This window comes from Hydrogenimonas urashimensis (assembly GCF_016593255.1).
Lineage (GTDB): Bacteria > Campylobacterota > Campylobacteria > Campylobacterales > Hydrogenimonadaceae > Hydrogenimonas > Hydrogenimonas urashimensis.
The window spans coordinates 1277026-1302195 of sequence record NZ_AP023212.1 but is presented as its reverse complement, the minus strand read 5'-3'; the positions used below and the strand labels follow the sequence as shown (position 1 = coordinate 1302195).

At 55.2% G+C, this 25170-nt stretch carries 22 protein-coding genes and 2 tRNA genes; 19 read left to right on the top strand and 5 right to left on the bottom strand.

From position 1 onward, the window contains the following. The first annotated feature begins 114 nt into the window (after positions 1-114). The 8 genes from JMG82_RS06585 to JMG82_RS06550 all read left to right on the top strand — a co-directional run bounded on the left by JMG82_RS06585 (position 115) and on the right by JMG82_RS06550 (position 5497). Positions 115-191, top strand: a tRNA-Arg gene (locus JMG82_RS06585). 80 nt (positions 192-271) lie between these two features. Next, positions 272-766 carry an ankyrin repeat domain-containing protein gene (locus tag JMG82_RS06580; RefSeq protein WP_201351935.1) on the top strand — a complete coding sequence of 165 codons (495 nt, stop codon included), beginning with the start codon at positions 272-274 and terminating at the stop codon, positions 764-766. Between the two features lies 1 nt (position 767). Next, a complete protein-coding gene (locus JMG82_RS06575) occupies positions 768-2153 on the top strand; it encodes a hypothetical protein (protein ID WP_201351934.1) in 1386 nt (461 codons plus the stop codon). 55 nt (positions 2154-2208) lie between these two features. After that, positions 2209-3210 (top strand): ATP-binding protein, encoded by a 1002-nt coding sequence (locus JMG82_RS06570; RefSeq protein ID WP_201351933.1) that lies wholly within the window; start codon positions 2209-2211, stop codon positions 3208-3210. Then, complete coding sequence (locus JMG82_RS06565) at positions 3207-4382, top strand: vWA domain-containing protein (RefSeq protein WP_201351932.1); 1176 nt, start codon at positions 3207-3209, stop codon at positions 4380-4382. Before JMG82_RS06570 ends, JMG82_RS06565 begins: the two co-directional genes overlap by 4 nt. Before the next feature lie 119 nt (positions 4383-4501). After that, positions 4502-4735, top strand: a complete 234-nt coding sequence (locus JMG82_RS06560) for a ribbon-helix-helix protein, CopG family (protein ID WP_201351931.1) — start codon at positions 4502-4504, stop codon at positions 4733-4735. Further along, the gene (locus JMG82_RS06555) at positions 4728-4979 is read left to right on the top strand and encodes a type II toxin-antitoxin system RelE family toxin (RefSeq protein ID WP_201351930.1); all 252 of its coding nucleotides are present in this window, start codon (positions 4728-4730) and stop codon (positions 4977-4979) included. The genes JMG82_RS06560 and JMG82_RS06555 overlap by 8 nt, the downstream gene beginning before the upstream one ends. Beyond that, positions 4979-5497, top strand: a complete 519-nt coding sequence (locus JMG82_RS06550) for an O-acetyl-ADP-ribose deacetylase (RefSeq protein WP_201351929.1) — start codon at positions 4979-4981, stop codon at positions 5495-5497. The genes JMG82_RS06555 and JMG82_RS06550 overlap by 1 nt, the downstream gene beginning before the upstream one ends. Before the next feature lie 119 nt (positions 5498-5616). On the opposite strand, the gene JMG82_RS06545 is transcribed toward JMG82_RS06550, so the two are convergent. Further along, a complete protein-coding gene (locus JMG82_RS06545; RefSeq protein ID WP_201351928.1) occupies positions 5617-6894 on the bottom strand; it encodes a DNA polymerase Y family protein in 1278 nt (425 codons plus the stop codon). 91 nt (positions 6895-6985) lie between these two features. On the opposite strand from JMG82_RS06545, the gene JMG82_RS06540 reads away from it, so the two are divergent. The 3 genes from JMG82_RS06540 to JMG82_RS06530 all read left to right on the top strand — a co-directional run bounded on the left by JMG82_RS06540 (position 6986) and on the right by JMG82_RS06530 (position 11501). Next, positions 6986-7645, top strand: coding sequence for a S24 family peptidase (locus JMG82_RS06540; protein ID WP_201351927.1), 660 nt, complete (start codon positions 6986-6988; stop codon positions 7643-7645). 1 nt (position 7646) lies between these two features. Next, on the top strand, positions 7647-10208 hold the full coding sequence (locus JMG82_RS06535) for a sensor domain-containing protein (RefSeq protein WP_201351926.1): 2562 nt from the start codon (positions 7647-7649) through the stop codon (positions 10206-10208). 273 nt (positions 10209-10481) lie between these two features. Then, positions 10482-11501, top strand: coding sequence for an aldo/keto reductase (locus tag JMG82_RS06530; RefSeq protein ID WP_201351925.1), 1020 nt, complete (start codon positions 10482-10484; stop codon positions 11499-11501). Positions 11502-11560: 59 nt separating this feature from the next. Here the strand turns inward: JMG82_RS06530 and JMG82_RS06525 are convergent, their stop codons facing one another. Continuing rightward, positions 11561-12871: a hypothetical protein gene (locus JMG82_RS06525; protein ID WP_201351924.1), complete on the bottom strand. Its 1311-nt coding sequence runs from the start codon at positions 12869-12871 to the stop codon at positions 11561-11563. 131 nt (positions 12872-13002) lie between these two features. Between JMG82_RS06525 and JMG82_RS06520 the strand changes: the two genes are divergently transcribed. Then, positions 13003-13509, top strand: a complete 507-nt coding sequence (locus JMG82_RS06520) for a Mut7-C RNAse domain-containing protein (RefSeq protein WP_201351923.1) — start codon at positions 13003-13005, stop codon at positions 13507-13509. A 14-nt stretch (positions 13510-13523) separates the two neighbouring features. Here the strand turns inward: JMG82_RS06520 and JMG82_RS06515 are convergent. Next, positions 13524-13599 (bottom strand) — tRNA-Glu (locus JMG82_RS06515). A gap of 91 nt (positions 13600-13690) precedes the next feature. On the opposite strand from JMG82_RS06515, the gene JMG82_RS06510 reads away from it, so the two are divergent. Together JMG82_RS06510 and nfo are read left to right on the top strand one after the other, a co-directional pair. Further along, on the top strand, positions 13691-14149 hold the full coding sequence (locus JMG82_RS06510) for a hypothetical protein (RefSeq protein ID WP_201351922.1): 459 nt from the start codon (positions 13691-13693) through the stop codon (positions 14147-14149). A gap of 115 nt (positions 14150-14264) precedes the next feature. Continuing rightward, positions 14265-15110: a deoxyribonuclease IV gene (gene nfo / locus JMG82_RS06505; protein WP_201351921.1), complete on the top strand. Its 846-nt coding sequence runs from the start codon at positions 14265-14267 to the stop codon at positions 15108-15110. Between the two features lie 4 nt (positions 15111-15114). Here nfo and JMG82_RS06500 read toward each other — a convergent pair whose 3' ends face one another. Beyond that, on the bottom strand, positions 15115-17163 hold the full coding sequence (locus tag JMG82_RS06500) for a hypothetical protein (RefSeq protein ID WP_201351920.1): 2049 nt from the start codon (positions 17161-17163) through the stop codon (positions 15115-15117). Between the two features lie 129 nt (positions 17164-17292). On the opposite strand from JMG82_RS06500, the gene JMG82_RS06495 reads away from it, so the two are divergent. From JMG82_RS06495 to JMG82_RS06475, 5 genes are all read left to right on the top strand, one after another. Next, positions 17293-18561: an OmpP1/FadL family transporter gene (locus JMG82_RS06495; protein ID WP_201351919.1), complete on the top strand. Its 1269-nt coding sequence runs from the start codon at positions 17293-17295 to the stop codon at positions 18559-18561. After that, the gene (locus tag JMG82_RS06490; RefSeq protein ID WP_201351918.1) at positions 18561-20120 is read left to right on the top strand and encodes a fatty acid--CoA ligase; all 1560 of its coding nucleotides are present in this window, start codon (positions 18561-18563) and stop codon (positions 20118-20120) included. Before JMG82_RS06495 ends, JMG82_RS06490 begins: the two co-directional genes overlap by 1 nt. Positions 20121-20209: 89 nt before the next feature. Then, positions 20210-21946, top strand: coding sequence for an ATP-binding protein (locus tag JMG82_RS06485; RefSeq protein ID WP_201351917.1), 1737 nt, complete (start codon positions 20210-20212; stop codon positions 21944-21946). A 34-nt stretch (positions 21947-21980) separates the two neighbouring features. Continuing rightward, the gene (locus JMG82_RS06480; RefSeq protein ID WP_201351916.1) at positions 21981-22691 is read left to right on the top strand and encodes a phosphoglycolate phosphatase; all 711 of its coding nucleotides are present in this window, start codon (positions 21981-21983) and stop codon (positions 22689-22691) included. A 6-nt stretch (positions 22692-22697) separates the two neighbouring features. Then, positions 22698-24116, top strand: coding sequence for an NAD-binding protein (locus JMG82_RS06475; RefSeq protein ID WP_201351915.1), 1419 nt, complete (start codon positions 22698-22700; stop codon positions 24114-24116). Positions 24117-24131: 15 nt separating this feature from the next. Here JMG82_RS06475 and JMG82_RS06470 read toward each other — a convergent pair whose 3' ends face one another. Continuing rightward, positions 24132-25118, bottom strand: a complete 987-nt coding sequence (locus tag JMG82_RS06470; RefSeq protein WP_201351914.1) for an amidohydrolase family protein — start codon at positions 25116-25118, stop codon at positions 24132-24134. Positions 25119-25170: the final 52 nt, after the last annotated feature.

Sequence of the window (25170 nt, the reverse complement as noted above, 5' to 3'; positions counted from 1 at the left end):
TTCCGGTCAACTGTGAACAGGGAACAGTGAATTGAAGGGAAAGAGCGCTCTGCTCTTTCCCTGCTCCTCATTGGGGCACCATACCTCCTCAATCTTTTTAAACTCTCGAAACCAGACCCCGTAGCTCAGCAGGATAGAGCATCGGATTCCTAATCCGAAGGCCGCGCGTTCGAATCGCGCCGGGGTCACCACTCCTAGTGAAAAACTAAAAACTAAAAACTAAAAACCGAAAAAGAAAAATTGCTATCAGAGTTCTTGCTATAATCTTCTTATGAATGATAATAAAAATAAATTGATCGAAGCGGTGAAAGCCGATGCGTTAAACGAAGTCGAACGTCTGCTGGAAGCGGCTGACGCAAACATGACCGATGAGAGAGGGTGGCCGCTGCTTTTAGTCGCCATCAAGAGCGGCGCATCCAGAAAGATGGTGGAGCTGCTCCTGGCGCGGGGTGCCGACCTGACGTGGACGACGGAAGAGGGGGTAAGCCTGCTGGATGAGGCGGTGGAGAAGAACCGCTTGGACCTGGTGGAGCTTTTCATCGAAAAAGGGCTCGATCCGGCGACGACACGCCGAAAGAGTGGTATGACGGTTTTAATGCTGGCCGCCTCTTTCGACTATATCGAGATGATGGAACTCCTTTTTGCCAACGGGGCGGACATTTACGCCCAGGATGAATTCGGTTGGACGGCCGCCGATTTCGCGAAAAGGCTCCGTAGAGAGCGGGCGAGCCGGTGGATCGAAGCGAAGATGGAGAACCCTTTCTGAGATGGTGAGACTGGAAGAGGCTGTGGCGCAGGTTGCCGGGAAGCGGGTTTTGTTTCTGGGGCGTACCCGGACGATGAGCGAAGAGGATATCGAACTCTTTTTGGATCGTGTGGGGGCCCAAAGAGCGAAGTCGATGGAGGACGAAGAGATTGGCCTTATCGTTCTTGGACGGCTGGTCAATCCGGTGGAAGAGGCGTGGAGCGACGCGCAGGAAAAAGCGGGCATACCGGTGGTGACGCTGGAAGCGTTGGAGCGGTGGTACGCCACCCATATCGACGCCGAATCGCTGCTGGCCAGCCTCACCCTTTTTCCAAACAGAGAGCGGATGATCAATCTGCTGCACAACCCGGCCATCGGCGACGACCTCTTCTGCGACATTCTCAAGCGCTACGACTGGGAAGGTCTGGGGCCTTACGAAAGCGATGAAAACCGCGATATCGCAGGCAGTGTGGTGGCCCGTTTCTATCCTGACATTAAGAGAAACCACAATATCCAGTATTCGCCCGTCGGGCTCTTTCTGGTGGCGGCACAGGCTGACAATCCGGCGCTTCTGGAGGCGCTGACCAAGATTCCCGACTATGAAATCACCCAGCGAAGCCAGGATGCCTGGATGCCCAGATCGCTGCATGAAGCGTTGCTTTCCAACCCCGCCCTTCCCGAACCGCTGCTTCTTTCCTTTTTGCAAAAAGATGAGACCAGACTGCGGGGATTGCTCGCGGCCCACCCTTCCCTGCCCGAAGCGATGCAGGAGCGGCTGGTGAGAGAAGAGGATGTGTGGGTACTGGAAGGATTGGCGAGAAACCCCTCTCTCTCGGATGCGGTGCGCGAAACCTTGATGCAAACCGGACCGCCGAAGGTTCGCCAATCCGTGGCGACCCATCAACCCTTCGATGCAAAGACGCTCCAACGGCTGGTGGATGAAAAGGAGGAGGAGATACTGTGCGCCCTGGCTTCCAACGAGCGGCTGGAAAAAGAGGCGTTCGAAAAGCTGATGGAGAGCGGTATCGAAAGCGTTCTCGTCGCCCTGGCTTCCAACGAGGCGTTGCCCGTCGAGCTGCCGGAGAGGTTGGAGCGGACACGCATGCCATCCATCCTGCGTGCCCTGGCGGGCAACCCCTCTGCGCCCAAGGCGCTATTGGAGCGACTTACGCGGGTACGGGACAAAGCGCTCTATGTCGCGCTGGCCCAAAACCCCTCCACCCCCGAGCGGCTTTTGCGCAACTTTTCCAAAATCAAGGAGAAAGACATCCAGAAAGCCCTGGCCGCCAACCCGGCCACCCCCATCGAGATTCTGCTTGCCTACCAGACCGATGGCGAACTGAACCAGATTCTCAAGCGTAACGAAGCGTTCGGAGACTATATACGCCAAAACCTGGGAATGCAATGACCGCCATTCATCCAACTCTCCAATCACCAATCACCGAAATTCAAAGGATTGTCTCTTGAAACCAAATGAAGCGAAAACGGCGGTCGCCCACCTGGTGGAGGAGCGGGTGCCGCTCTTTCTCTGGGGGCCACCGGGTATCGGCAAATCCTCCATCGTCCGGCAAATCGCCGAAGAGAAGGGGATCGGCTTTGTCGACCTGCGGCTCTCTCTGCTCGATCCCACCGATTTGCGGGGGATTCCCTTTTTCGACCAGCAGGCCCACAAGGCGGTCTGGGCGCCGCCCGCCTTTCTGCCCGATGGCAGCGTGGCGGAGGGGATTTTGTTTCTCGACGAGCTCAATACCGCCGCGCCGATGGTGCAGGCGAGCGCCTACCAGCTGATACTGGATCGAAAAATCGGTGAGTACGAACTGCCCGAAGGGTGGGCCATCGTGGCGGCGGGCAATAGGGAGAGCGACCGGGGGGTGGTCTACCGCATGCCCGCGCCTTTGGCCAACCGTTTCGTCCATCTGCGGATGCAGAGCGATCCCGCCCAGTGGCGGCGATGGGCGACGGAACGTGGGATCGACCCCGCCATCGTCGGATTCATCGCCGCCCGTCCCGACGCCCTTTTCATGTTCGATGCCACATCGTCCCATCGCTCTTTCGCCACACCCCGAAGCTGGGAGTATGTGGACAAAATTTTGAAATCGACGCCGGAGGCGGAACTGCTGATGCCGCTCATTGCCGGAAGTATTGGGGAGGAGCTGGCGGCGGAATTTCTGAGCTGGCGGGCCGCCGCCAAGGATCTGCCGGACGTGGAGGCGCTGCTGGAGGGGGAGACGTGCGGGATTCCCGAAGACCCAAACGCCCTCCATGTGCTCGCTTCGATGATTCTACAGCGTATCGATGCCGACACGCCCAAGGAGAGGCTGGAGTATCTGCTGGCCTACCTGATGGAACTGCCGCCGGAGTTTTCGGTGATGATCGTCAAGGAGCTGCAGCACAAAGGGGTCCTGCTTGAGAAATCGCCCCGCTTCAAAACGTGGATACAAAAGTTCGCTTACCTGCTGACATGAACCCCGAAGAGAAGATTGCCCGCGCCAAGACGCGCCTGGTGGTGAGAAATCCCTGGTTCGGTCTGCTGGCCAGCCGCTTGAAGATGGAGTCCAGCGACGAGGTGGAAGCCTTTTTGAGCGACGGACGGGTGTTGCAATACAACGACGAATGGATTGCCGAAGTGCCCGTGGAGAGTGTCGAGTTTGCCCTGGCCAACAGCGTCATGCACCATGTTCTCTCCCACGAAAACCGCAAACTCTCCCGCCAGGGGTGGCTCTGGCAGCTCGCCACCGATTACGCCATCAACGACCTGTTGGCGCAAAACGGATTTCACATACCCGAGGGTGCCCGCTTCGAGGCGCGTTTTTCCGGCATGTACGCCGAAGCAATCTACGCCGTTTTGAAAGATGAGATCAAAAACGAAGAGTACAACGACGACGAGAGCAACGAAGAAGGGTTCAACGAGCAGAACAGAAACCGCCAGAAAGAGCAGGCCCCTTCCAAAGAGCGAAAACAAGAAGGAAGCGAGAAATTCCCCCTTCCACCCCAGGAGCTGGAGCCGGCATTGGAAGAGATGTGGGCCAACGCCATGCAGGAGGCGTTGAAACGTGCGAAGGATCAGGGCAAAACGCCGGCCGGACTGGAACGGCTCTTCGAAAAAGGGGTGCAAGGCTCCGTCGACTGGCGCAGCGAACTCTACCAGGCGATCCACCGCCATCTCAAAAGCGACTACACCTACGCCCGTCCCAACAGAAAAGCGCTGGCTTACGGCATCTATCTGCCTTCCACGACCAGTGAGCGGCTCACCGTCACCGTCGCCATCGATTCCAGCGGCTCGGTGGACGAAAAACTGCTGGGGCTTTTCATGGGCGAACTGGAGGCGATGATGCTCAGCTTCCCCGATGCGGAAGTGGATCTGCTGGTATGCGACGCCAAAATCCAGGGTATCTACCGGTTCCGGTCGGGCGAAGTGCTCGACTTCACTCTCAAAGGTGGCGGCGGCACCGATTTTCGGCCGGTGTTCGAGACCATAGACAAAGAGCTGCCCCAGACCGCACTTCTGATCTATTTCACCGACGGAGAGGGGCGGTTTCCCGAAACGGAACCGTTTTACGATACGATCTGGGTACTGCCCGAAGAGAAAGAGGTCCCCTTTGGAAAAAGGATACTTTTGAATCCACATGTAGTATAATGTATCTACAAAAGATTTTTAAAGACAATGGGCATGATGATTCGCTCCGCGAATCGGCATAGGGCATTGGATAAAAATCAACGATCTGACAAAAATGTTGAAAGTAAAAAAGGAGCCTTATGAAAAAAGCGATCAATATACGAATGGATGAGAATTTGTTGAAAACACTCGACGAAGCTGCCAAAGAGTTGGATAGAAGCCGAACATGGCTGATTGAACAGGCGGTGAGTGCCTATATGGATAGACTGGACGAGATTATCTCCGACAAGCGATTGGACGATATAAAAAACGGAAAAGAAACACTCTATTCGCTGAAAGAGGTGAGGGAAAAACTCGGATTGGAAAATGTATAAGGTTCTCGTTCCTCATAGCGTGTTCAAGGAATTGAAAAAAATTGACCATAAAGATTTGGAATTGGTATGGAAAAAAATTGGTCAACTTGAAAAAGGCGAATTTTCCGGAGATAAACCTCTGAAAGGAAAATATCGAGGTAAATTTAGAAAGAGAGCGGGGAATTATCGTATCATTTATGTGAGAGAAGAAGATGTGCTCATCATCACACTTGTTCGTGTGGCCCATCGAAAAGAGGTGTATTGATGCCGATACACATTAAAGCCGGAGATATCACGAAAGAGAAGGCTTGCGCCATCGTCAATGCCGCCAACAGGTCGTTGATGGGAGGCGGTGGCGTGGACGGGGCGATCCACCGCGCCGGCGGCCCGGCGATTCTGGCGGCGTGCAAAGAGGTCCGACGGACCCAATACCCCGACGGCCTGCCGACCGGCGAAGCGGTGGCGACCACAGCGGGTAACCTGCCCGCGCAGTATGTCATCCATACCGTCGGCCCCATCTGGGGACGTTGTGGCGACCGGTGCGACGAACTGCTCGCCAACGCCTACCGAAACTCCCTGAAAGTTGCCGTGGAACTGGGGTGCGACTCCGTCGTTTTCCCCGCTATCTCCACGGGGGTCTACGGCTTTCCCGCCGATCGGGCGGCGAAGATCGCCTACAAAACGGTGAAGGATTTCCTAAAGTCACATCCGGATATGGATGTGACCTTCATCTTCCATTCCGACAGGAGCCGGAAGGTGTTTGAGAAGGCGACTGCTCATTAGTCATTGGTCATCGGCGCGCGTTGATCCGATTTTGATTGGAAGTTTGTGCGAAATTGGCGAAATTGCACGACAGAAAAGAGGAGCATCTGCTTCCGTTTCACCAACGACCAACGACTGAATCAAATCATCTCCACGGCCGAACGGATCGTATCGATGCCGTATTTTTTCCGGACGATGGCGGTCTGCTGCCAAAGTTTTTGCGCCTTGAGATCGGCTGCGTAGGTCAGCAGCGATCCTTCGGTGACCGGTTTTACGGCGAAATTGCCGCAGCTGATGCCAAGCCGGACGATGGCGAGACTCCGGTAGATGTCGATGGTATCAAAAAGTTCCAGCACCCTTCTGCGCAGGGTCAGCTCGCTGAAGGTGAAGCGTTCGGTGACGCTGCGTTTGCTCTTTTGGCCGAACTGGTATTTGATCCCCAGAAAAATGGTGTGGGGATGGGCGTCGATCTTTCCGACGAGATGGGCCAGATGGCGGCAGAGGATGATAAGCCTTCTTCGGATTTCGTTGCGGTCGAAGACGGGATCGATGGTGCGTGAGATGCCGATGGAACGCCTGTCGCGGCCGGCGACGACCGGTTCGTTGTCGTCACCGTTGACACGATGGTAGAGCTGTATGCCCGGTTTTTTCCAGCGGTAGAGCAGGTGTTTCGCCGCTTTCAGATCACCGAGGGTTTCGATTTTATAGGCTTTCAGGCGTTTCGAAAATCCCCGCCCGATGCCCGGAAAGGCGTCGATGGGAAGTGGGTTGACAAAGTTGTCAACCGTCTCCGGAAAAATGACTTTCACCCCGTTCCCTGCCGAGGGTTTGGCGGCTCCGGTGGCGAGCTTGGCGATCCATTTGGAGGGGGCGGCTCCGATCGTGATGGGCAATCCGAATGTGCTCTCGATCTCCCGGCGCAGGGTATGGCAGAAGGCTTCCACCTTCCTATCGGGAATCCAGCCACCCACGTCACCGAAAAATTCGTCCACGCTGTACTGCTCCAGCACCGGGATCCGTTTCTGCAGCCATTGTTTGAGGGTGTGGGAGCGGTCGTGGTAGAAGAGGTGGTTGGGCGGCCGGACGATCATGCGGGGGCAGAGGCGCAGCGCTTCGCGGATCGTCATGCCGGTTTTGACACCGAAAGCTCTCGCTTCGTAGCTGGAGGTGATGACGATGCCCCGGACTCTGCCCCCTTCGACGAAATAGTCGTCGAAACCGGCCTGGGCATCGTAAAAAAGGGTCGGCACGAAGGCCCCGCTGTTTTCGAGCGTGACATCGATGTTGCGCCTGGAAGTCGGGGCGAAGATGAACGGATCGCCCCGTCCGCCCACGGCAATAGGCTTGCCTGCGAGAGAAGGGTCGAGAAGACGTTCGCACGAGGCGAAGAAACAGTCGAGATCGAGATGGATGATCATGGAAGACTCCTTTTCCCGGGGTTTTTAGAAACTATTGTAGGCCGATATGGTATGATTGGTGCAAAAAAATATCATTTTCTAAAGAAGAACGATGCTCTCTTTCGATGAAGTAGTTGGCAGACTCAAGGATATTTTGAGCAGTGAGGTGGGTGAACGCCGGGTGTTGGACAAGGATGTCGCCGAAACGCTGGGGATCGCCCCTGCCTATTTTGCCGTGCTGAAAAAGCGGGGTTCCATCCCGTTCGCTCCCATCGCCGATTTCTGTGCCAAACGCAAAATCAGTATCAACTGGCTACTCTACGACCAGGCCCCCAGATCGCTGGAGGAGAATACGGAGAAGGTCGCGACGATCCGCTATTTCAGGCAGATCAACGCGTCGGCGGGCAACGGCGCGATCAACTGGGAGGAGAGTTACGAAACGATCGCTATCGACGAGGCGCTCGTTCGGTTGCTCGGCGGCCGCAAATACCTGAAAAATATCGATGCACTCGAAGTGCGGGGCGATTCGATGGAGCCGCTTCTGCACGACGGGGATCTGATCGCCGTCGACCGCAGCCGCCAACGGGTACGCAACGGGGGCATCTACGTACTGAGAATCGGCGAAGAGCTTTTTATCAAGCAGGTGCGACAAAAAGAGAGGGACGGTCTAGCCTGTGTCTCGCTCAATCCCGCCTATCCCGTGATCTATGCCGAAGCCTCGGAGATTCAGATTATCGGCGAGGCGGTAGCCATCATGCAGAGGGGGTCGTAGTATGGAACGGTACGAACCGCAAATCCGAAAAGACCTGATCGATCTGGTCTACGACTCCATTCCCTTCAGCATTATCGTCAATATCATGGCGGGACTCGTCGTTCTTGTCGTCTACTGGCCCAAATCGGGCAAAAATGCCGTCATTTGGTACGGAATTGTCGTCGGCGCCATGCTCTATCGGCTTGGAATCTATCTCTACTACAAGGCGCATCAGGACGAAATTCCCGTGGTGCGGGCGGAGGTGCTGCAGTGGATAGGGATGTTCGCCAGTGCCGTCGTATGGGTGAGCGGACTGTGGTATTTTCTTGGCAAACAGGGGATCGCCTACGATTTTCTGATGGCCTTTGTCATGGGAGGGATGGCTTCGGGTGCTATCACGACCCTCTCCTCGGAACGGATCACCGCGATCACCTATGTGCTGATCACACTCGGCGGTACCGCCCTGTGGCTTCTGATCAGTCCGCATGGTATCGAAGTGATGATGGGGGTGATGGTTGTCATCTATCTCGCGTTTTTGATCTCCAGTTCGGGCAGGATACACAAAACGATCGTCGACGCGATGGTGCTGCGGCGGGAGAACGAGCACTGGATCCGTGCGCTCAGGGCTCACCGGGCGGAGATCGAACTGATTTTCGACAATGTTCCGGTGGGGATCTTCTTCTACGACAAGGAGTTCAATGTCGTCAACGTCAATCAGCACTTCGTCCAGCTGTTCGGTTCGAGCCGGGAGAGACTGATCGGCTTCAATCTCGAAAAACTCAAAGACAGGCGCATCGTGCCGGCGATCCGGATGCCGATCGACTACAACGGACTGGAAGATGGCTATTACGAGGGAGTGTACCATACGACGACCAGCGACATCGATGTCTATATCCGTATGAAAACCACGGCGCTGAAAGATTCGAAAAACCGGCTCGTGGGAGCGATCGGTATCGTCGAGGATATCTCCCAGGAATTGGAGCACAAACGACAGATTGAATCGTTCGCGCAGTTTTACATCCAAAACCCCAATCCCGTCATGCAGATCTCCTGCCACTCCCATTCCATTCTGATCGAAAACGATGCGGCGCGGATGATCCATGTGGGGCTGGAGAATACGGATCCGAAGCGCTGGGAAGGTTTTCTGGAGAATGTCTGCAGCGGGGAGCATAAAAGTCTCGACCTGCGGTATGAGGAGACGGTATACCAGTTCGATATCGTCATCCTCGACAAGGAGCGGGTCAACCTCTACGGGCGCAACGTGACCAAAGAGCGCATCGCAAGGGAGCGGGCGGACTATCTGGCCTATTACGACGAGCTGACGGGGCTTCCGAGGCGGAAACTTCTCTTCGAGCATGTCAAGATCGCGATGCTCCGGGCCGAGCGCAACCATACGACCAACGCCCTTCTCTTCCTCGATCTGGACAACTTCAAGCAGATCAATGATTCGATGGGCCACGATGTGGGAGACTACCTGTTGCAGCAGCTCGCCAAACGTCTGACCAATCTGATGCGTACCGGAGACATCGTCACCCGACTCGGCGGGGATGAATTTGTCATCCTGCTTTCGGATATCGAGGGAGATGCCGAAGAGGCGGCGATGAAGAGCGAAATCGTGGCCAGAAAGATACGCGAAGAGGTGGCGCGCCCCTTCGCGATCAAGGGGCGCAAACTCCACTTCAGTGTCAGCATCGGGATCACGCTATTCACCCATGACCGCGATTTCTTCGATCTTCTCAAAGAGGCCGATGTGGCGATGTACGAGGCGAAATCGGCGGGCAAGAATGGCGTGCGCATCTTCGACAGCAAGCTGGAGAAGAGCACGATGAACAAGACGGAACTGCTGCAGGAGCTCCACAATGCGATCGAAAAGAATCAGCTCACACTCCTCTATCAGCCTCAGATCGAGATTTCGACGGGAAAATGTGTAGGCGCGGAGGCGCTGCTGCGGTGGGAACATCCCAAACGCGGGCTGGTCTCTCCGGGCATATTCATTCCTCTGGCCGAGGAGAGCGGCCTGATCCACGAACTGGGGCAGTGGGTTCTCAGACGTGTCGCCCAGGAGAGTATGGTGCTTCCTCTTGACTATGTGGCCGTCAATGTCAGTATCAAAGAGTTCGTACGGAGCGATTTCATCGAAATGGTGAAAGAGATGGCGGAAAAAGGGGAGATCGACCCCTCCCGCATCGAATTGGAGATGACCGAATCGGTCTTTATCGAAAACTTCAAAGAGACCAACAAGAAACTCCAGGAACTCCGCCAAATGGGCTTTAGATTCAGTATCGACGATTTCGGCACCGGATACTCCTCTCTTGCTTACCTGAAGAACCTTTCGATCAAAACATTGAAAATCGACCGGGGATTCGTCGAAGATATCGGCATCAATCCCAACGACGAGGTCCTCTCCCGGACCATTATCGATATCGCCGCCCATTTCGGGATGAAGACGGTAGCGGAAGGGGTGGAGAACGAGACGCAACTCGCCTTTCTCAAAAAATTCGGGTGCGACCTGGCACAGGGATACTATTTCAGCAAGCCGATGCCGATTGAAACCTTCATGGCATGGCTGGGGGAGAAGGCGTGAGCTATCGGTTGCGAAGTTTCATCAAAGAGCGAAAGAGCACGAAAAGAAGGATATACAGGCTTATTGTCAAGGCGCCTCCTTCAAGCGACATCTCCAACCACTCCATGGCAATATCTCCCCAACGCTCAAACTGCAATGCGCAATGGTAGTCGTTTGATGTAAACGGACTGTCAACGTTTTATTAACCGATGTTACGCAGAATTCCCTGTCATCCGGAGTTTCAGCGTGTGCGGCATCGTTGGTTGCCAATAAAAATGTTCGGAGGGGAAGTGTATGGAATATCGTTATATAGGCAGAACAGGATTGCGGGTCTCTCCCCTTGGCATGGGAACCATGACGTTCGGTTCCTTCTGTGACAAAAAGCACTCTTTCGAGATTATGGAGCAAGCATACGAACGTGGCATCAATTTCTTCGATACGGCGGAGCTCTATCCCGTTCCTCCGCGTGCATCGTGGGCGGGTGTCACCGAAGAGATTGTGGGAGAATGGCTGGCAACGAAACCGCGGGATTCGGTGGTTCTCGCAACGAAAGTCGCAGGCGCGGCGAGCGGCTGGTTCGTTCCTCCGATACGGCACGGTCTTACGGCGATCGACCGCTTTCATATCGAACGGGCGGTGGAGGGGAGCCTGAGGCGTCTGAAAACCGACTACATCGACCTCTACCAGATGCATTGGCCCGACACGGTGGTGCCGATCGAGGAGAGCCTCGAAGCTTTCGACCGGCTGGTGCAAAGCGGCAAAGTACGCTATATCGGCACATCCAACGACACCGCCTACGGTCTGACCAAAGCCAACGAGGCGAGCCGCTATCTGGGGTTGGCCCGGTTCGAGTCGATCCAGAACAATTTCTCCCTGCTCAACCGTCGTTTCATGGATGAATTGGCGACGGTCTGCCGAAAAGAGAAGATTTCCCTGCTCCCCTACGCGCCGCTGGCGGGGGGCGTGCTAAGCGGCAAATACAATGGAGAGTTTTTTCCTCCCGAGGCCCGTTTCACCCGCTATCTGAAGGACAAAAACCCGCGGGTAAGGGCCCAGGCGGCGAAATATCTCAACGACAAAACGCTCGAAGCGACGGCGCTTTATATGGAAATCGCCGAGATGGCGGGATTGAGTGTAACGACGCTGGCGACGGCATGGAGCATGCAGCACGATTTTGTCGCATCATCCATCATCGGGGCCACTTCCGCCAAGCAGCTCGACGATACATTGGCGGCTCTTGATACGCGTCTGGATGAGGAAGTGATGAGAGCCTGTGACGGCGTCCATGAAGCGATTATGTATCCGATGGGCTGAGGGGAGATGAAAAAACCGAAAGGGGCCGAGGCCCCTTCGGTCCGATTCGGCTCTTCTATTTACAGCTCTCCGCCGTTTGAAGACCAGTGCATAAGTAGATTTTCGGTCATGAAGAGCGGTGTTTTGTCCTCTTCTCCCTCCACTGCACTGCCAAGCACCTCGGCGAACTCTTTGTTTGCCATGATAGCCATGGCGCTCCATTCGATTTGATTGCCGCCCAGGCTCCAATCGTTGTTCCATCCTGTCGTTTGGGCAAGATCGCTTTCGGGCAGCGTGTATGTCGTTTCGTTTCCAAGCCATCCGGTCGTGATGAAAACGGTGTATTCCAGATCGGGTGACTCCTGCGAAAGACTGATATAGTAGGCTTTCAGCCCGGGAGATGTGGCCGAGGGCGTATATCCGAGATTCGTGAAGACGGTGTCGCCGTTACGGCTCGCGTTGGCTTCGAACGGTGCGATGGACTCGGGATTGTACGTCTTGTTGCCGGGATCAGCGGTGGCGCTCACCGTTTCGAAGATGCTTCGTTTTTCGTCCTCGCTGAACGCAGTGAAGGTGTAGAGGTCGCCTTTGATCGTTCCGCTTGCAAGAGCGTACCATTTGCCACCATCACCGCCTTCATATAGACCGATAAGGATGTGTGATCCGTTTTTCGACATGAATGTGGCGGTTCCCATTCCATAAGCGGTAACGCTAAGATTGTGTTCTACGGCTTTAATGGAATTTGTAGTCAGGTTCAAATCGAGGCCTGTGAGCGCTTGATTGACTTCAATGTCTCTTTTTATCCCGAATTGATTGAATGTAAATTCATCCTCTCCTATCGTGATATCTGCGACTACCAGGTCCGATGTGCCTTTCGTCGCATTGAGTTCGTATGGCGTTGTGTTTCCTAACAACAGAATGTTTGGATTGAACTGGGTTGCCCCTTTCATCGAGATCGCTACATTATTGCCTTCGATGCCGCTGATCGTTCCGGATACACTGTAGCGGGTGGCTTCGTTATCTTCGCATCCCCCATCGACTTCCGGCATCTCCCCTCTTGTCGCCTGGTAGATAAGGATCTCGTTGTCATCCTTGCAGTGGATGGCGACACCGTATTTGCCGTCACTTCCCGGTTCGAACGTGAATATTTTGTCGGTTCCGAGCGCATCGATGTCGATGGCTTTCCACTCACTCGCCGCATAGGCCGCCCAGTCAGCCCCTTTCAGGTAGACGCTGACATTCGCACCGCCTGTTCCGCCACCGGTACCTCCACCACCGGTCCCGCCTCCTGCTCCTTCTTCGTGGTGGCCGCCACCCCCGCCACCTCCGCATCCCAGAAGGAGCATCGCGGTCGCGGTTGCTGTGATTACCGTCTTATACCATGGTTTCATAATGCCCTCCTGTATAGTGGTTTAATAATATAATAAATCCGTAATACTTAATATGTAATTAAGAAATGATTTTATGTGCCGAGGCAAAAAACATACTACAATTAGATAGTGAAAAAGGAAGGAAGTCTGCCGTGAAACCGGGAATGGTCTGGCGTATGCCGTACCGCTTCGTCTGTGACGTACATCTGGCCAAGGTGGCGAAATATCTGCGTCTTCTTGGTTTCGATACCGTTTATCGCAACGACATGACGGACAATGAGCTGCTGGGAATGTGCAGATTTGGCCGCATCGGTCTTACCTGCGACCGTCGGCTGCAGATACGATCTCCCCATACGGTCGTACTGCTCTTTTGTGGCGATGCGACAAGACAGGTGCAGCGGTTGAGCGCGATGCTCGATCTGCCGAGGTACGCCCACCCGTTTCACCGCTCCCTCTGCTGCAATCGTAAAATGGTTCCCTGCGACAAACGCCGCCGTTTGCACGCCGTTCCCAAAGAGACCTATCGCTGGCTGGAGGGATTCTGGGAGTGCCCCAAATGCAAAAAAGTCTACTGGCAGGGAACGCATGCAGGCCGCATGCGTCAAAAAATCGTTCAGTTGCTTGGTGTATCAGAAAATGTGCTGGATATTGGGAGGTGAGTTTGGAGAAAACGTGGTGACCCCTAGGGGACTCGAACCCCTGTGACAAGGATGAAAACCTTGCATCCTGGACCGCTAGATGAAGGGGCCATCAACGGTTTGTGGATGAAATTATAGTGAATTTAGCTTAATTTTATATAAATCAAAAGGCGAGAGATTGAAAAAGTTTACGGAGTTTTTTTTGGCAATTTTGCTTCTGTCGTTTGGAGGGTGCGTTTTTAAAACATTCGAATCGCCCCGATCGGCATTGATCGTCATCAAATCCCCGACACTGAAGTATGCCGATCAGGGCTTCGTCTATCGGGGAAAGAAGAGGATCAAAGTCCAGGTGTACGCGTCGGGCAGGGCGGTCTTCGAATTGACGATTGGCAGGCGGGTGTGCGTCAATCGCGGCTGCATGAGCGAAGAGGAGTTTTACAGAAAATATCTTCATGTCTCCTATCCCAAAGGGACACTGGCCGCCATCTTTTCAAAACGGCCGATTTTTGACGGCGAAGGGCTGAGCGAGGAAAACGGACGGAGTGTCCAGCGCATTTACGAACCGGACAAATTCGATATAATCTACGCCTTTGGTTCGGGATATACCCGATTCAAAGACAGGATAAACCATATCATAATCAAAATGACGGAGATACCATAAAGATGTCCAAACAGTGTGATAGGTGTGTCGGCACCCATGATATCCCCAAACGGGGTGCCGAACGCATGCCGGCTTTACGTGGAGTCGATGAAATGAAAAGTAAGGGAGATGAGATATGAAATATGTTGGGGCCCATGTTTCCGCCTCCGGCGGCGTTTTCAACGCCCCGCTCAACGCCAGGGCGATCGGTGCCAAAGCCTTCGCTCTCTTTACGAAAAACCAGCGTCAATGGAAAGCGAAACCTTTGGATGAGGAGACGATCGAAAAGTTCAAAACCAACCTGGCCGAGAGCGGTATCGACGCAAAACATGTACTGCCCCACGACAGCTACCTGATCAATCTGGGGCATCCCGAAGAGCAGAAACGCCAAAAGAGCCTGGATGCCTTCATCGACGAGGTCAAAAGATGCGAACAGCTGGGGCTCGACAAACTCAATTTCCATCCGGGCAGCCATCTCAAAAAGATCTCCGAAGAGGCGTGCCTCGACAGAATCGCCGAAGCGATGAACATCACCCTCGAAGAGACCGAAGGGGTGACACTGGTCATCGAAAACACGGCGGGCCAGGGGAGCAATCTGGGGTATCGGTTCGAACATCTGGCCTATCTCATCGACAAAGTCAGGGACAAAAGCCGTGTCGGGGTCTGCCTGGATACCTGCCACACGTTCACGGCCGGATACGACCTGCGTACGAAAGAGGCCTATGAAGAGACGATGAAGCGCTTCGACGAGATCGTGGGTTTCGAATATCTTCGGGGGATGCATATCAATGACTCAAAACCGCCGCTTGGAAGCCGCGTGGACAGACACCACTCGCTCGGATGCGGTGAGCTTGGATGGGACCCTTTCGGATTCATCATGAACGATCCGCGGATGGACGACATTCCATTGGTTCTGGAAACGATCGACGAGAGTATCTGGGCGCAGGAGATTCGCGCCCTTTATGATCTGATGGTCTCCTGAACCGTCAATCGACGATTCGGGAGAGATTGGCATCGATGAGAGCCCCCTGCGAAAGGATGAAAGAGTCCATCTGAGTCTGCATCTCTATCGTGGTGTCCAGATTGTAGTCGGGGATGAAAAGGGAGCGATGGTCGCCTTTGGCAAAAAGTGTGAAGATATCTTTGTCGTCAGTATAGACGCGTTTGACGGTTTCGCCCGGCTCGAAAAGCGATGTGATATCGACGGCACCCATCAGTTTGAGAATGTAGAGGCCCCCCGCCATCGGTGATGTCGGAATGGTGTTGGGAATGACATCGTCGTTTTTGACGGCATGAATCAGAAACTTCTGTTTTGTTGCCGCCAAAGCGGCGAAATTGAGCGGGTCGGCATCGTCAAGGATCGTTTGCATGGCGTTGATGTAGGCATTGAAGGCGGAGGTGCCGGGTTCGAGCCCCGCCTCTTTGAGCCCGTTGATGACGGTCTCTCCGAATGTCTGCGAATGAAGCATGATGTCCGTAACGCCACCGCCCGGCATGGAGAGAAGCACTTCATTGAAAGATTGTCCCGCACTCTCCTGGTAGGAGAAGTAGCCGAACGCTGCGATGGTTCCCAGGGAGTGGCCGACATAGACGATTCTGTTTTCGTCGAATTCTAGGCCGTTGATATCTTTCTGTGCCGTGAGGATGGCGTTGTAGAGAGCGACATAATCGGAAGTGCTCTGGCGGACATTGTCCCTGGTTGTCAGGAGACTTGTGAAATTCATGTAGTGAACGCCGGAGGTGTCCGGTTTTCCGTCGGGTACTTTGGCCAGGATCGTCTCATTGGCATCCTGCGTCAGGAAGTCGAGATCGAAGGTACGTTCCCCCGTGTGCGTCGTCGCGTTGTATTCATCATAGAGCGGATTGGACGGATCAAAAATGCCGTGGAGAGGAAGATCGATGCCCACGACGGCGTAACAGATTTTCGCGAAAGCTTCGGAAATGGCCAGGACATCGAGACGGTTGCGGGTGATACCATGCTGGAAAATGGCGACGGGCCATCCCCCATCCGGCTCCTCGCATCCCGATGCGGCATTGGGAACGGCGGCGAGCACGGGGATCGTGACCCGTCCCGTTTCCTCGGGCATATCGCTGTCGGATGGGAAAGAAAACGATTTCGTCAGCGGGGCGGTGGGGTCGTCTGCCGTGGGAATGCCGAGATAATAGGGAATATTCGCCAGACGTCCCGCGTAGACTTCCGCGATTCCGTACATCGTGTCGTTGACATCGTAACCGGCAGACAGCAGGATCTCTTTGGATGTCAGCTTGGTGCTCTGCAGGCCGAGAAACGCATCGTTGGCACCGTTTTGTACGAGGGATTGCGCCACTTTGCCGATGGACTGGGTTTTGAAGCTCCAGATATCGAGAATCTGATCAACGGGAACGCCGGATGCGGCGATGAGTTGCTGGGTGTGCTGACGGATCGCTTCGATTTTGCCCACTTTCTCGAGATTGACGGCCGGGTCGTCATCGAGAACGATCTTCGGATTTCCAGACGCATCGAGAAGGGAATCGCTGCCAAGAATCAGCGACGTGACGTAGTCGGGTTCGATCGCTCTGCCCGCTTCGTTCGTGATCCCTTTGAGAAGGATGACGAGATAACGGTTGTTCTCCTGAAGAGGATGGGTGGGAACGATCGCGATCTTCTTTTCGGAGGCTGTCGCGACGAAATCGGGCTGCAGGATACCGTGATTGGGATCAATGTCGAGAAATTGGACACGCCCCTGCAGCGATGCGGGATCCACGGGATTGCTGACACCGACGGAGAGAGGGGATGTGGTGGAGAATCCGTCGAGGGTGTTGAGCGCGGACTTGACAACGTAATCGTCATCCTCGGGCCTCGTGTCGAAATGGATTTTTCCGCTCTGCGGGTCCATCAGGATGTCGTTGGGATAAGGAATGTTGCCTGAGTCGCTGTCGAAAAGGATATAGCCGCCCGGTGCCTGGGACTCTTTGTAATTGTCGGAGGTGCTGGGGCCGCATCCTGTCAGAAGGAGAGCCGTCAATGCGATGGAGACGAAGTGACGCCGATTCATTTTTCATTCCTTATGTGAATGGATTTGAAACATTTTAGTATGGAAACTTTAAGTTTCAGGTTAATTTATTTTTTTCTTTATCCGCGATTGGATATGATTGCTACAAATCGACCCAAACAAGGAAAAACCATGCAGCAGCGGAAAATTGCGAAATGGCTCACGGCAACAGCGCTTCTTTGTACGGCGGCATTCTCGCTTCATGCAAGCGCGTACAAACTGCCGGAACAATCGGTCCGGTCGCTGGGGCTGAGTGCGGCCTATGTGGCGGGTGCGGAGTCGGCGGATGCCAACTACTACAACCCGGCCAATATGGGATGGTTGGATGAAAGGCAGCAGATCGAGGGGGCGTTGACGCTGATCCATCTTCCGGAAATCGCGTTCAGCGGAATGGCCGTGGCACCGCTGGCCGGTTTGGTAGCGGCCGATTCCGAATCAAAAAGCGAGGATTTTCTGGTTCCGACGCTTCATTACGTCGGTCCCAAGTTCGGAAACTGGCGTTTCGGTTTTTCCGTCGTGGCACCCGGGGGGCTCACCAAGCGGTGGAACGATCAGCCGCAGCGCTCCTATGCCGAGGAATTTACCCTCGCGATCGTCGAATTCAATCCTGCATTTTCCTACACGTTCAACGAACAGTGGAGTATCGGGGGCGGCGTACGGGTGATCTATACCGACGGAACGGTCCGCGCCTACAGTGAAGATCCTCTCATCGGTCAAGTTCTCTATGCCCAGAACATGGAGGGGGATTCGTTCGATTTCGGTTACAATCTGGCGCTCTCCTTCCGGCCTCAAAAGGAGACGACCCTGAGTGTCACCTATCGCTCCAACGTCGATCTGACGGTCGAAGGGGATGCAAAAGGCGGCGGAGTCGCGATCGGAAAGAGCTGGTTCGATACCGGCGCCGACGTGGAGGTTCCGCTTCCGGCGACTTTGGCATTGGCGGTATCCCACGATTTCGGCCGGGTGAAAGTGGAGGCGGTCTATGAGCGTACGTTCTGGAGCAAGTACGAAAAACTCGATTTCAATTTCGACGATCCTGTCGTCGAGCAATCGATTCTGGGAGAGCCGAAAGATAAGGACTGGGACGATACCAATACTTTCCGCATCGGTTTGACATGGCATGTGGATGAGAGATGGGATATGCTTTTTGGATACGCGTGGGATGAAACGCCGATACCGGAAAAAACCGTCGGCTTCGAGCTTCCCGATTCGGATGCGCAGATCTTTTCCGTCGGGTCGGTGATCCGTATCGATGAACGGTGGGAAGCCGGTTTTGCGCTGCTGTACGATAAAAAAGACAAGCGCCGCGTCTCGACGCCGCCCAATGAAAACGGCATTGCGGGAACCTTCGACAAAGGCGGCGCCTATCTGGCAACCGTTTCCGTAGGATATCGCTTCTGATGAACTACCCGTTTCAGAACTTTTACGAGATGCTTTCGCACCATGCGACGCGCAGGCCGGGACGGCCGGCGCTTTTTGTCGGAAATGAAAAGATAACCTACGAGAGGCTTTTGAAAAAGGTCGATACTCTGGCCAGGTTCCTGGAGCTTTCCGACATTAAAAAAGGCGACAGGGTGGCGATTTTCATGCAAAACTCCAAGGAGTTTGTCATCAGCCTTTTCGCCATCACGAAGCTGGGTGCCGTGGCGGTACCGGTCAATACTTTCCTCAAAAGCGAGGAGATCGCATACATTCTCAATGACTGCGGCGCCCGGATGCTGATGGCCTCCGCGGAGCAGAAAAAGGTGGTCGAACCGCTGTGGGGGTCGACGAAAATCGAAAAGGTGGTCTGGGAAGGAGAATACGAAGCCCTCGACAACAAAAATATCGGCTTTGACGAAATTTTCGAAATTTTAAAGAGCCACGAGACGGTGGAGCTTCCCAACCTCGACGACCTGGCGGTCATCATCTACACCTCCGGAACCACCGGAAACCCAAAAGGGGCGATGCTCAGCTACCGCAACATCATGCACAACTGCGAGGCGATCGGCCAGTTGACCAACTTCACCCGCAAAGACCGTTTCATCGTCTATCTGCCGATGTTCCACGCTTTTACATTGACCGTGACAGTCATCATGCCGCTCTACTATGGCGCCAGCTACGTCATCGTCCGCAAAATCATGCCCTTTTCCAACATTATCAAGCAGATTCTCTTCAAACGGGTGACAATGTTCGTAGGCGTTCCCGACGTCTACAACGCCCTGAGCCGGGCCAAACTGCCATGGTACTTCATGTGGTTCCAGAAAATCCGCTATTTTGTCAGCGGGGCCGCGCCGCTGAGCGAGGCGACGATCGAACGATTCACGTCCAAATTTAAGCGGGCGAAACTGCTGGAGGGGTACGGCCTGAGCGAATGCTCCCCTGTCGTGTCGGTCAACCCGCCCTGGAAACAAAAGCCCCTTTCGGTGGGTCCCGCCATTCCCGGCGTGGAGATCAAGATCGTCGACGAGAATATGCTGGAGCTTCCTGTCGGCGAGATCGGGGAGATCATCGTTCGGGGCGACAATGTGATGCAGGGGTATCTCAACCGGCCCACGGCAACCGATGAAACCATCGTCAACGGCTGGCTTCTTACCGGTGACTTGGGCTATCTGGATAAAGAGGGCTTTTTGTTCATCGTCGACCGCAAGAAGGATCTGATCATCTCCCGAGGCATCAATATCTATCCCCGCGAAATCGAAGAGGTGATCAACGCTTTCGAGGGGGTCGGAGCGACGGCGGTCGTAGGCATGCCGGATGAAAAATCGGGGGAGGTGCCGGTCGCGTTCATCGAGCCCGCCGAGAATGAAACGGTCGATCTCAAAGCCCTCAGAAAGTATCTTAAGGAGAGGCTGGCCAACTTCAAGCTTCCCAGAGATATCCGCATCATTGAAGAGCTTCCGAAAAACGCCACGGGGAAAGTGCTCAAACGCCTCTTGAAAGAGACATTGAAAAAAGAGGCCGAAGCGGCAGGGGGATGAAAGCGCCGCTTTCGCGGTTTTTCGGAGGCCCTCGGCATATTTCGCTATAATCCCTTCTACAAACAAAACAACCGTTCACAAAGGAAAAAATGCGATACCTTTTAGAGTTTTTGCAAAAGGACAGGGTGGCCGAAACGGAGATTTTCGATGCCCTCAAATGCAGCGAGGAGGAGGCGGAGATCCTCCGTGCGATGGCGCGGCGCTACGTGGAGGGGAGCGAAGAGGTCGGCGTGGTCGAGCTTTTGAGCGAAATGTATGGGAACGAACCCTATGGCTACGTCCTGCACCTTGAAAAAATCAGGAACCTTTTCGAACTCGGCTGGCTGATGCAAAACAGCTTCCATGCCATCAAGCCGGGAGAACTCTCCCTGCTGGAGCTTCTTCATGCCAACGTGAGTCTGAGCGTCTCGTTTCTGAAACTTCTGGAAAACGGCAACCTTGACCTCGTGCTTCCCGAAGTGACCCCCTACACCGACCATCTGGAATACCTGCAAGACCAGTTTCTGCGCATCGATCTTTATACCAAAATGGGATCGGCCCGCCACAGCTTCAATGCAGCAAGCCCCGGCATCAGCCGTCTGCAGACCAAACTCTCATTGTTGGAAAAACGGATCCAGGAGCGTGTCGCAGTGACACATGAGCCCATCGTCGTGGAGGAGTTTTTCAAAGAGAAGGATCTCGATCCAAAGGAGCAGATCATCTTTCTGGCCCTTTTGAAGGAGGAGTATGCCGGAGGCGAAGGGAATCTGCGCGATATGAACACCCTCATCGACCTGGTCAGCTTCGACGAGTATGACCGTTTCAAAAACCGCGCACTGCTGGAAGAGGGGGCCAGGCTCGTAAGCGAGGATATCATCGACTACGACGAGATGCTCAATCCCTTCGGCGGCATCACCCGCTCCTTTTTCATCAACGAAGAGATTCTGCACGATATCATCCACCCCCAGAAGAAGAAAAAGACCACCAGACTCAAGCTGGGGCAGCTGGTCAAGGAACAGGATATTTTCGAACTGATCGATCCCAAAACGACCTTGGAAGATGTGGTGCTCAATCCGCAGACCCGGGAAATTCTCGAGAGCCTTCTGAAGCAGATGGATAAAAAGGTGGCCCAGCGTCTCAAGGCATGGGGGATCAAAACGAAAGCGCGGAGCATCGACGCCCGCATCATCTTCTACGGACCGCCGGGCACGGGTAAGACGATGACGGCCCTCTCTTTGGCCAAATCCCTCAAACGGCAGGTGCTCAGCTTCGACTGCTCCAAGATTCTCTCGATGTATGTGGGCGAAAGCGAGAAGAATGTCCGAAAGATCTTCGACACTTTCAAAGAACTCGCCGCCAAGAGCAAAAGCGAGCCGGTCCTGCTGCTCAACGAAGCCGACCAGTTTCTCGGCAGCCGCAGCACGGGACCCGGCAGCAGTGCCGACAAGATGCACAACCAGATGCAGAACATTTTCCTGGAGCAGATCGAACACTTCGAAGGGGTGCTCATCGCCACCACCAACCTGCTGGAGAATCTCGACACCGCCTTCTCCCGCCGTTTCAACTACAAGATCGCCTTCAAAAAACCGAATCAGAGCCAGCGCATGGCGCTCTGGAAAAAAATGCTCCCTGCCGACGCCCCCTACGCCGGAGATTTCGACATAAAGCGGTTGGCAGAGTACGACCTCACCGGCGGACAGATCGATTTGGTGGTGAAAAACACCGCCTACAGGGTCGCCGTGAAAGAAGAACCACTCTTCACCACGGAAGATTTCATCGCCGAGATCAAGAAAGAGCAGGGCGGAAGTTTCGAAGACGAGGGCAAATCGATGGGGTTTTTGGCCTGAAACGGATCGCCCCTCTCATCGGCATGGGAAGCGAATGGAACGGTTTGATCCAAAAGGGAACGCTGTGATGTTCGAAACGAAGAAGGCGATTCTTTTCGACCTGGACGGAACGCTGATCGACAGCGCGCCGGATCTGGCCTCCGCGCTCAATGCAACGATGAAGGCGCTGGGACGCATGCCCTACAGCGAGGAGACGGTCCGCGGCTGGGTCGGCAACGGGGCGAGAGTGCTGGTGACCCGTGCTCTTTCCGGAAGCCGCGAGATCACCGAGGGTCCCGATGAAAAGGCGCTGAAGGAGGCGCTGGCGATCTTCATGGAGGCCTACCGGGAGCGTATCTGCGAGAGGACGCTCCTCTATCCCGATGTCCGAGAAACGCTGAAAAGCCTGAAAAAAAGGGGTTTCACGATGGCCGTGGTAACCAACAAACCTTCCCTCTTTGTGAAACCGATTCTCGAAAAGCTGGCCATCGCGGAGTTTTTCGCGCTGACGTTGGGGGGTGACGACCTGCCGCGGAAAAAACCCGATCCCATGCCGCTGCTGAGCGCGTGCGAGAGGCTGGAAACGAGGGTGGAAGAGACGGTCATGGTGGGGGACTCGAGCAACGACATCGTGGCTGCAAAACGTGCCGGCATGCAGAGCGTCGGCGTCACCTACGGCTACAACTACGGCGAAGAGATCGCCAAGCAGCATCCCGACGCGGTGGTGGAGCGTTTCGGTGAGATCGCCGAACTTTTTCACGGGTGAGAGAAGATGCGGCGCAATACCCATGTCGGCATCGTAGGCGGCGGCGTCGCCGGGGTGACGGCGGCTCTGATACTGGGGAGTTTGGGCTGCCGCGTCACGCTGTTTGAGCGAAACGGCACGCTGGTGGACGGTCCGCCTTTTTGCCATCTGCATGCCGGCGGCAACCTCTATCGGGAGATCTCCGACGAGCAGTGCGTCACGCTGATGCGGCAGTCGATCGAGTTCGCTCGGCTCTACCCTTTCGTCGTCGATCGGCGTCCGACCGTCATCGCTGTGCCGACAAGCGACGAGGGCGATCCCGAAGCGCTGCTTCCCCGCCTTCGTCTGCTGCGCAACGAATACGAAAAACTTGTAGCGGCCGACCCGGCCAACGAGGTCTTGGGCGACCCGGCGGACTATTTTACGCTTTTTGGGCGTTTTGAACTCGAAAAGCTGGCCCAAAAGGGGCTTCCTGGCCAACCGGCGTCGCCCGCCGACTGGATGGTTCCTGTCGCCCGATCTTTGGACTTTAAAAAGCTGAAATTTCCGCTGGTGCTGGTGCAGGAGTACGGGCTCAACCTCTTTCGCATGGCCGGTGCGGCGACCCTGGCGCTGGAAACGATGGAAAATGTCGATCTGAGGCTAAAAAGCCGTGTGGCGGAAGTCGTTGAGACGGCACAGGGGTACCGTCTGAGGTGCGAGGGGCAAAAGGGGTTTCATGATGTCGATTACCTGATCAACGCGGCAGGCTTTCGTACCGGCGAGATCGACGACATGCTGGGTATCCGCAGACGCCGCATGGTGGAGTTCAAGGCCGCCTATACCGCCCACTGGCCGGAAAGGAAAGGAGTGTGGCCCGAAATGGTATTCCACGGCCGCCGCGGAACTCCCCGGGGGATGGGGCAGTTCACCCCCTACCCCAAAGGGTATGTGCAGTTGCACGGCATGACGAAGGATATCACGCTCTTCGAACACGGGCTCGTCGCCAATGCCGAAGGGAGCAGCCAGCCGAAACTGGGTGAAAAGTTCGTCCAAATGATCGAAAAAGGGTGGCCCGATACACTTGTGCAGAGCCGCACCCGCCGGGCCGTGGCGTTTCTGGCCCGCTATCTTCCCTCTTTCGCCACGGCCGAAGTGGGCGGGCCGCCGCTTTTCGGCGCCCAGCAGATTCCCGGCGAAGATCCGACGCTGCGGGTCGCCGAAGTCATCTTTCCGCGGCCACGGTATGCCTGCTGTGAAATCGTGAAGGTCTCCTCCGTCACCGACATGGCCGAAGCGATCGTGAACGATCTTGCTGCGGAGGGGCTTTGTGATGGGCAGAGGCCTCTGCCTTCCACGCTGGAAATTCTCTCGGCGCTCGATGAGGAGGCCATCGCCGGGGAGGCTGTGCGCATCGCGACGGCGCGGGGATATCCCGCTGCGATGGCCGGGCGGAACGTTACGTAGAAACGCCCTCGCCTTTCAAGAGTCCCGCAGCACTTTCTTGTGATTGTGCCAGAGCGGGTTCTTTTTGGGGAAATACTCCAGAAGCGTTTCGATACAGCGGTCGAAGGGGTTGTCGATTCGGCTCAGCTCCTTGCGCCTGCGCAAAGAGAGGTCGTGGGTGTTGAAGAGGGTCGTGAACGGGACCGGGAAATCGGTGCCGAAGAGCAGTTTGTCATGCACCTGGGTCTGTCGCGCCAGGTGGGGGAGGACCTTGGCCCGCACCGGAGTGAGAATGGCGGAGATGTCTGCGTAGAGGTTTTTGTGCGCTTCCAGCATCTCAAGAAGCCGGTGGTAGTTATCGCCGAAGTGTTTCGGATTTTTGGAGAAGGCCTTTATAGGATGGCGGAGGGAGTACTCCAGCCCCATGTGGGCGGCGATGGTGGTGACCCCGGCGCGCAGCGGCCCTTCGAGCATCCGCAGAGTTTCGCATGCCGGGTAGGAGTGGACACTGCTTTCGCTGCCGATATGGACGATAAGCGGCAGCCCCTTCTGCCGCAACTTTTCGAAAAAAGGGACGAAACGCGCCTCTGTCGTGTCGACATTCCAGTAGTTTTGCAGGAATTTCACTCCCTTAAAACCCATGTCGACGTACATCTCCACCCGCTCGAGCGCATCCGGACGCAGAGGATTGACCGACATGAAGGGAATGACAAGCTCGGGTGCCCGGCGGTAGAGGGCGTAGACATCTTCGTTGGTGGCGCAGACCGTCAGGTCCCGGTGGATCTGCCGTCCCTTTTCATCGACCCGGGCGTCGACGCCGAAAATGACCGTTTTTTTCAGATATTTCGATTCGCCGACACGCCGTATCACCGTGTCGCAGTAGGCGCGGTGGGGTTCGGCGACAAGCGCGGCCGGATCGGCTCCCAGTTTTTTGGCGAAGAAGCGGATGGCAAGCTTGTCGTAAAGGCGCTCGAACGTCGCTTCGGAGTGAAGCAGGTGCATGTGGATGTCGACAGTCTGCATCAAAGGTCCTTTTGGCGTAATCTCATCCTTCAATGATAGAGCGTATAGTCGG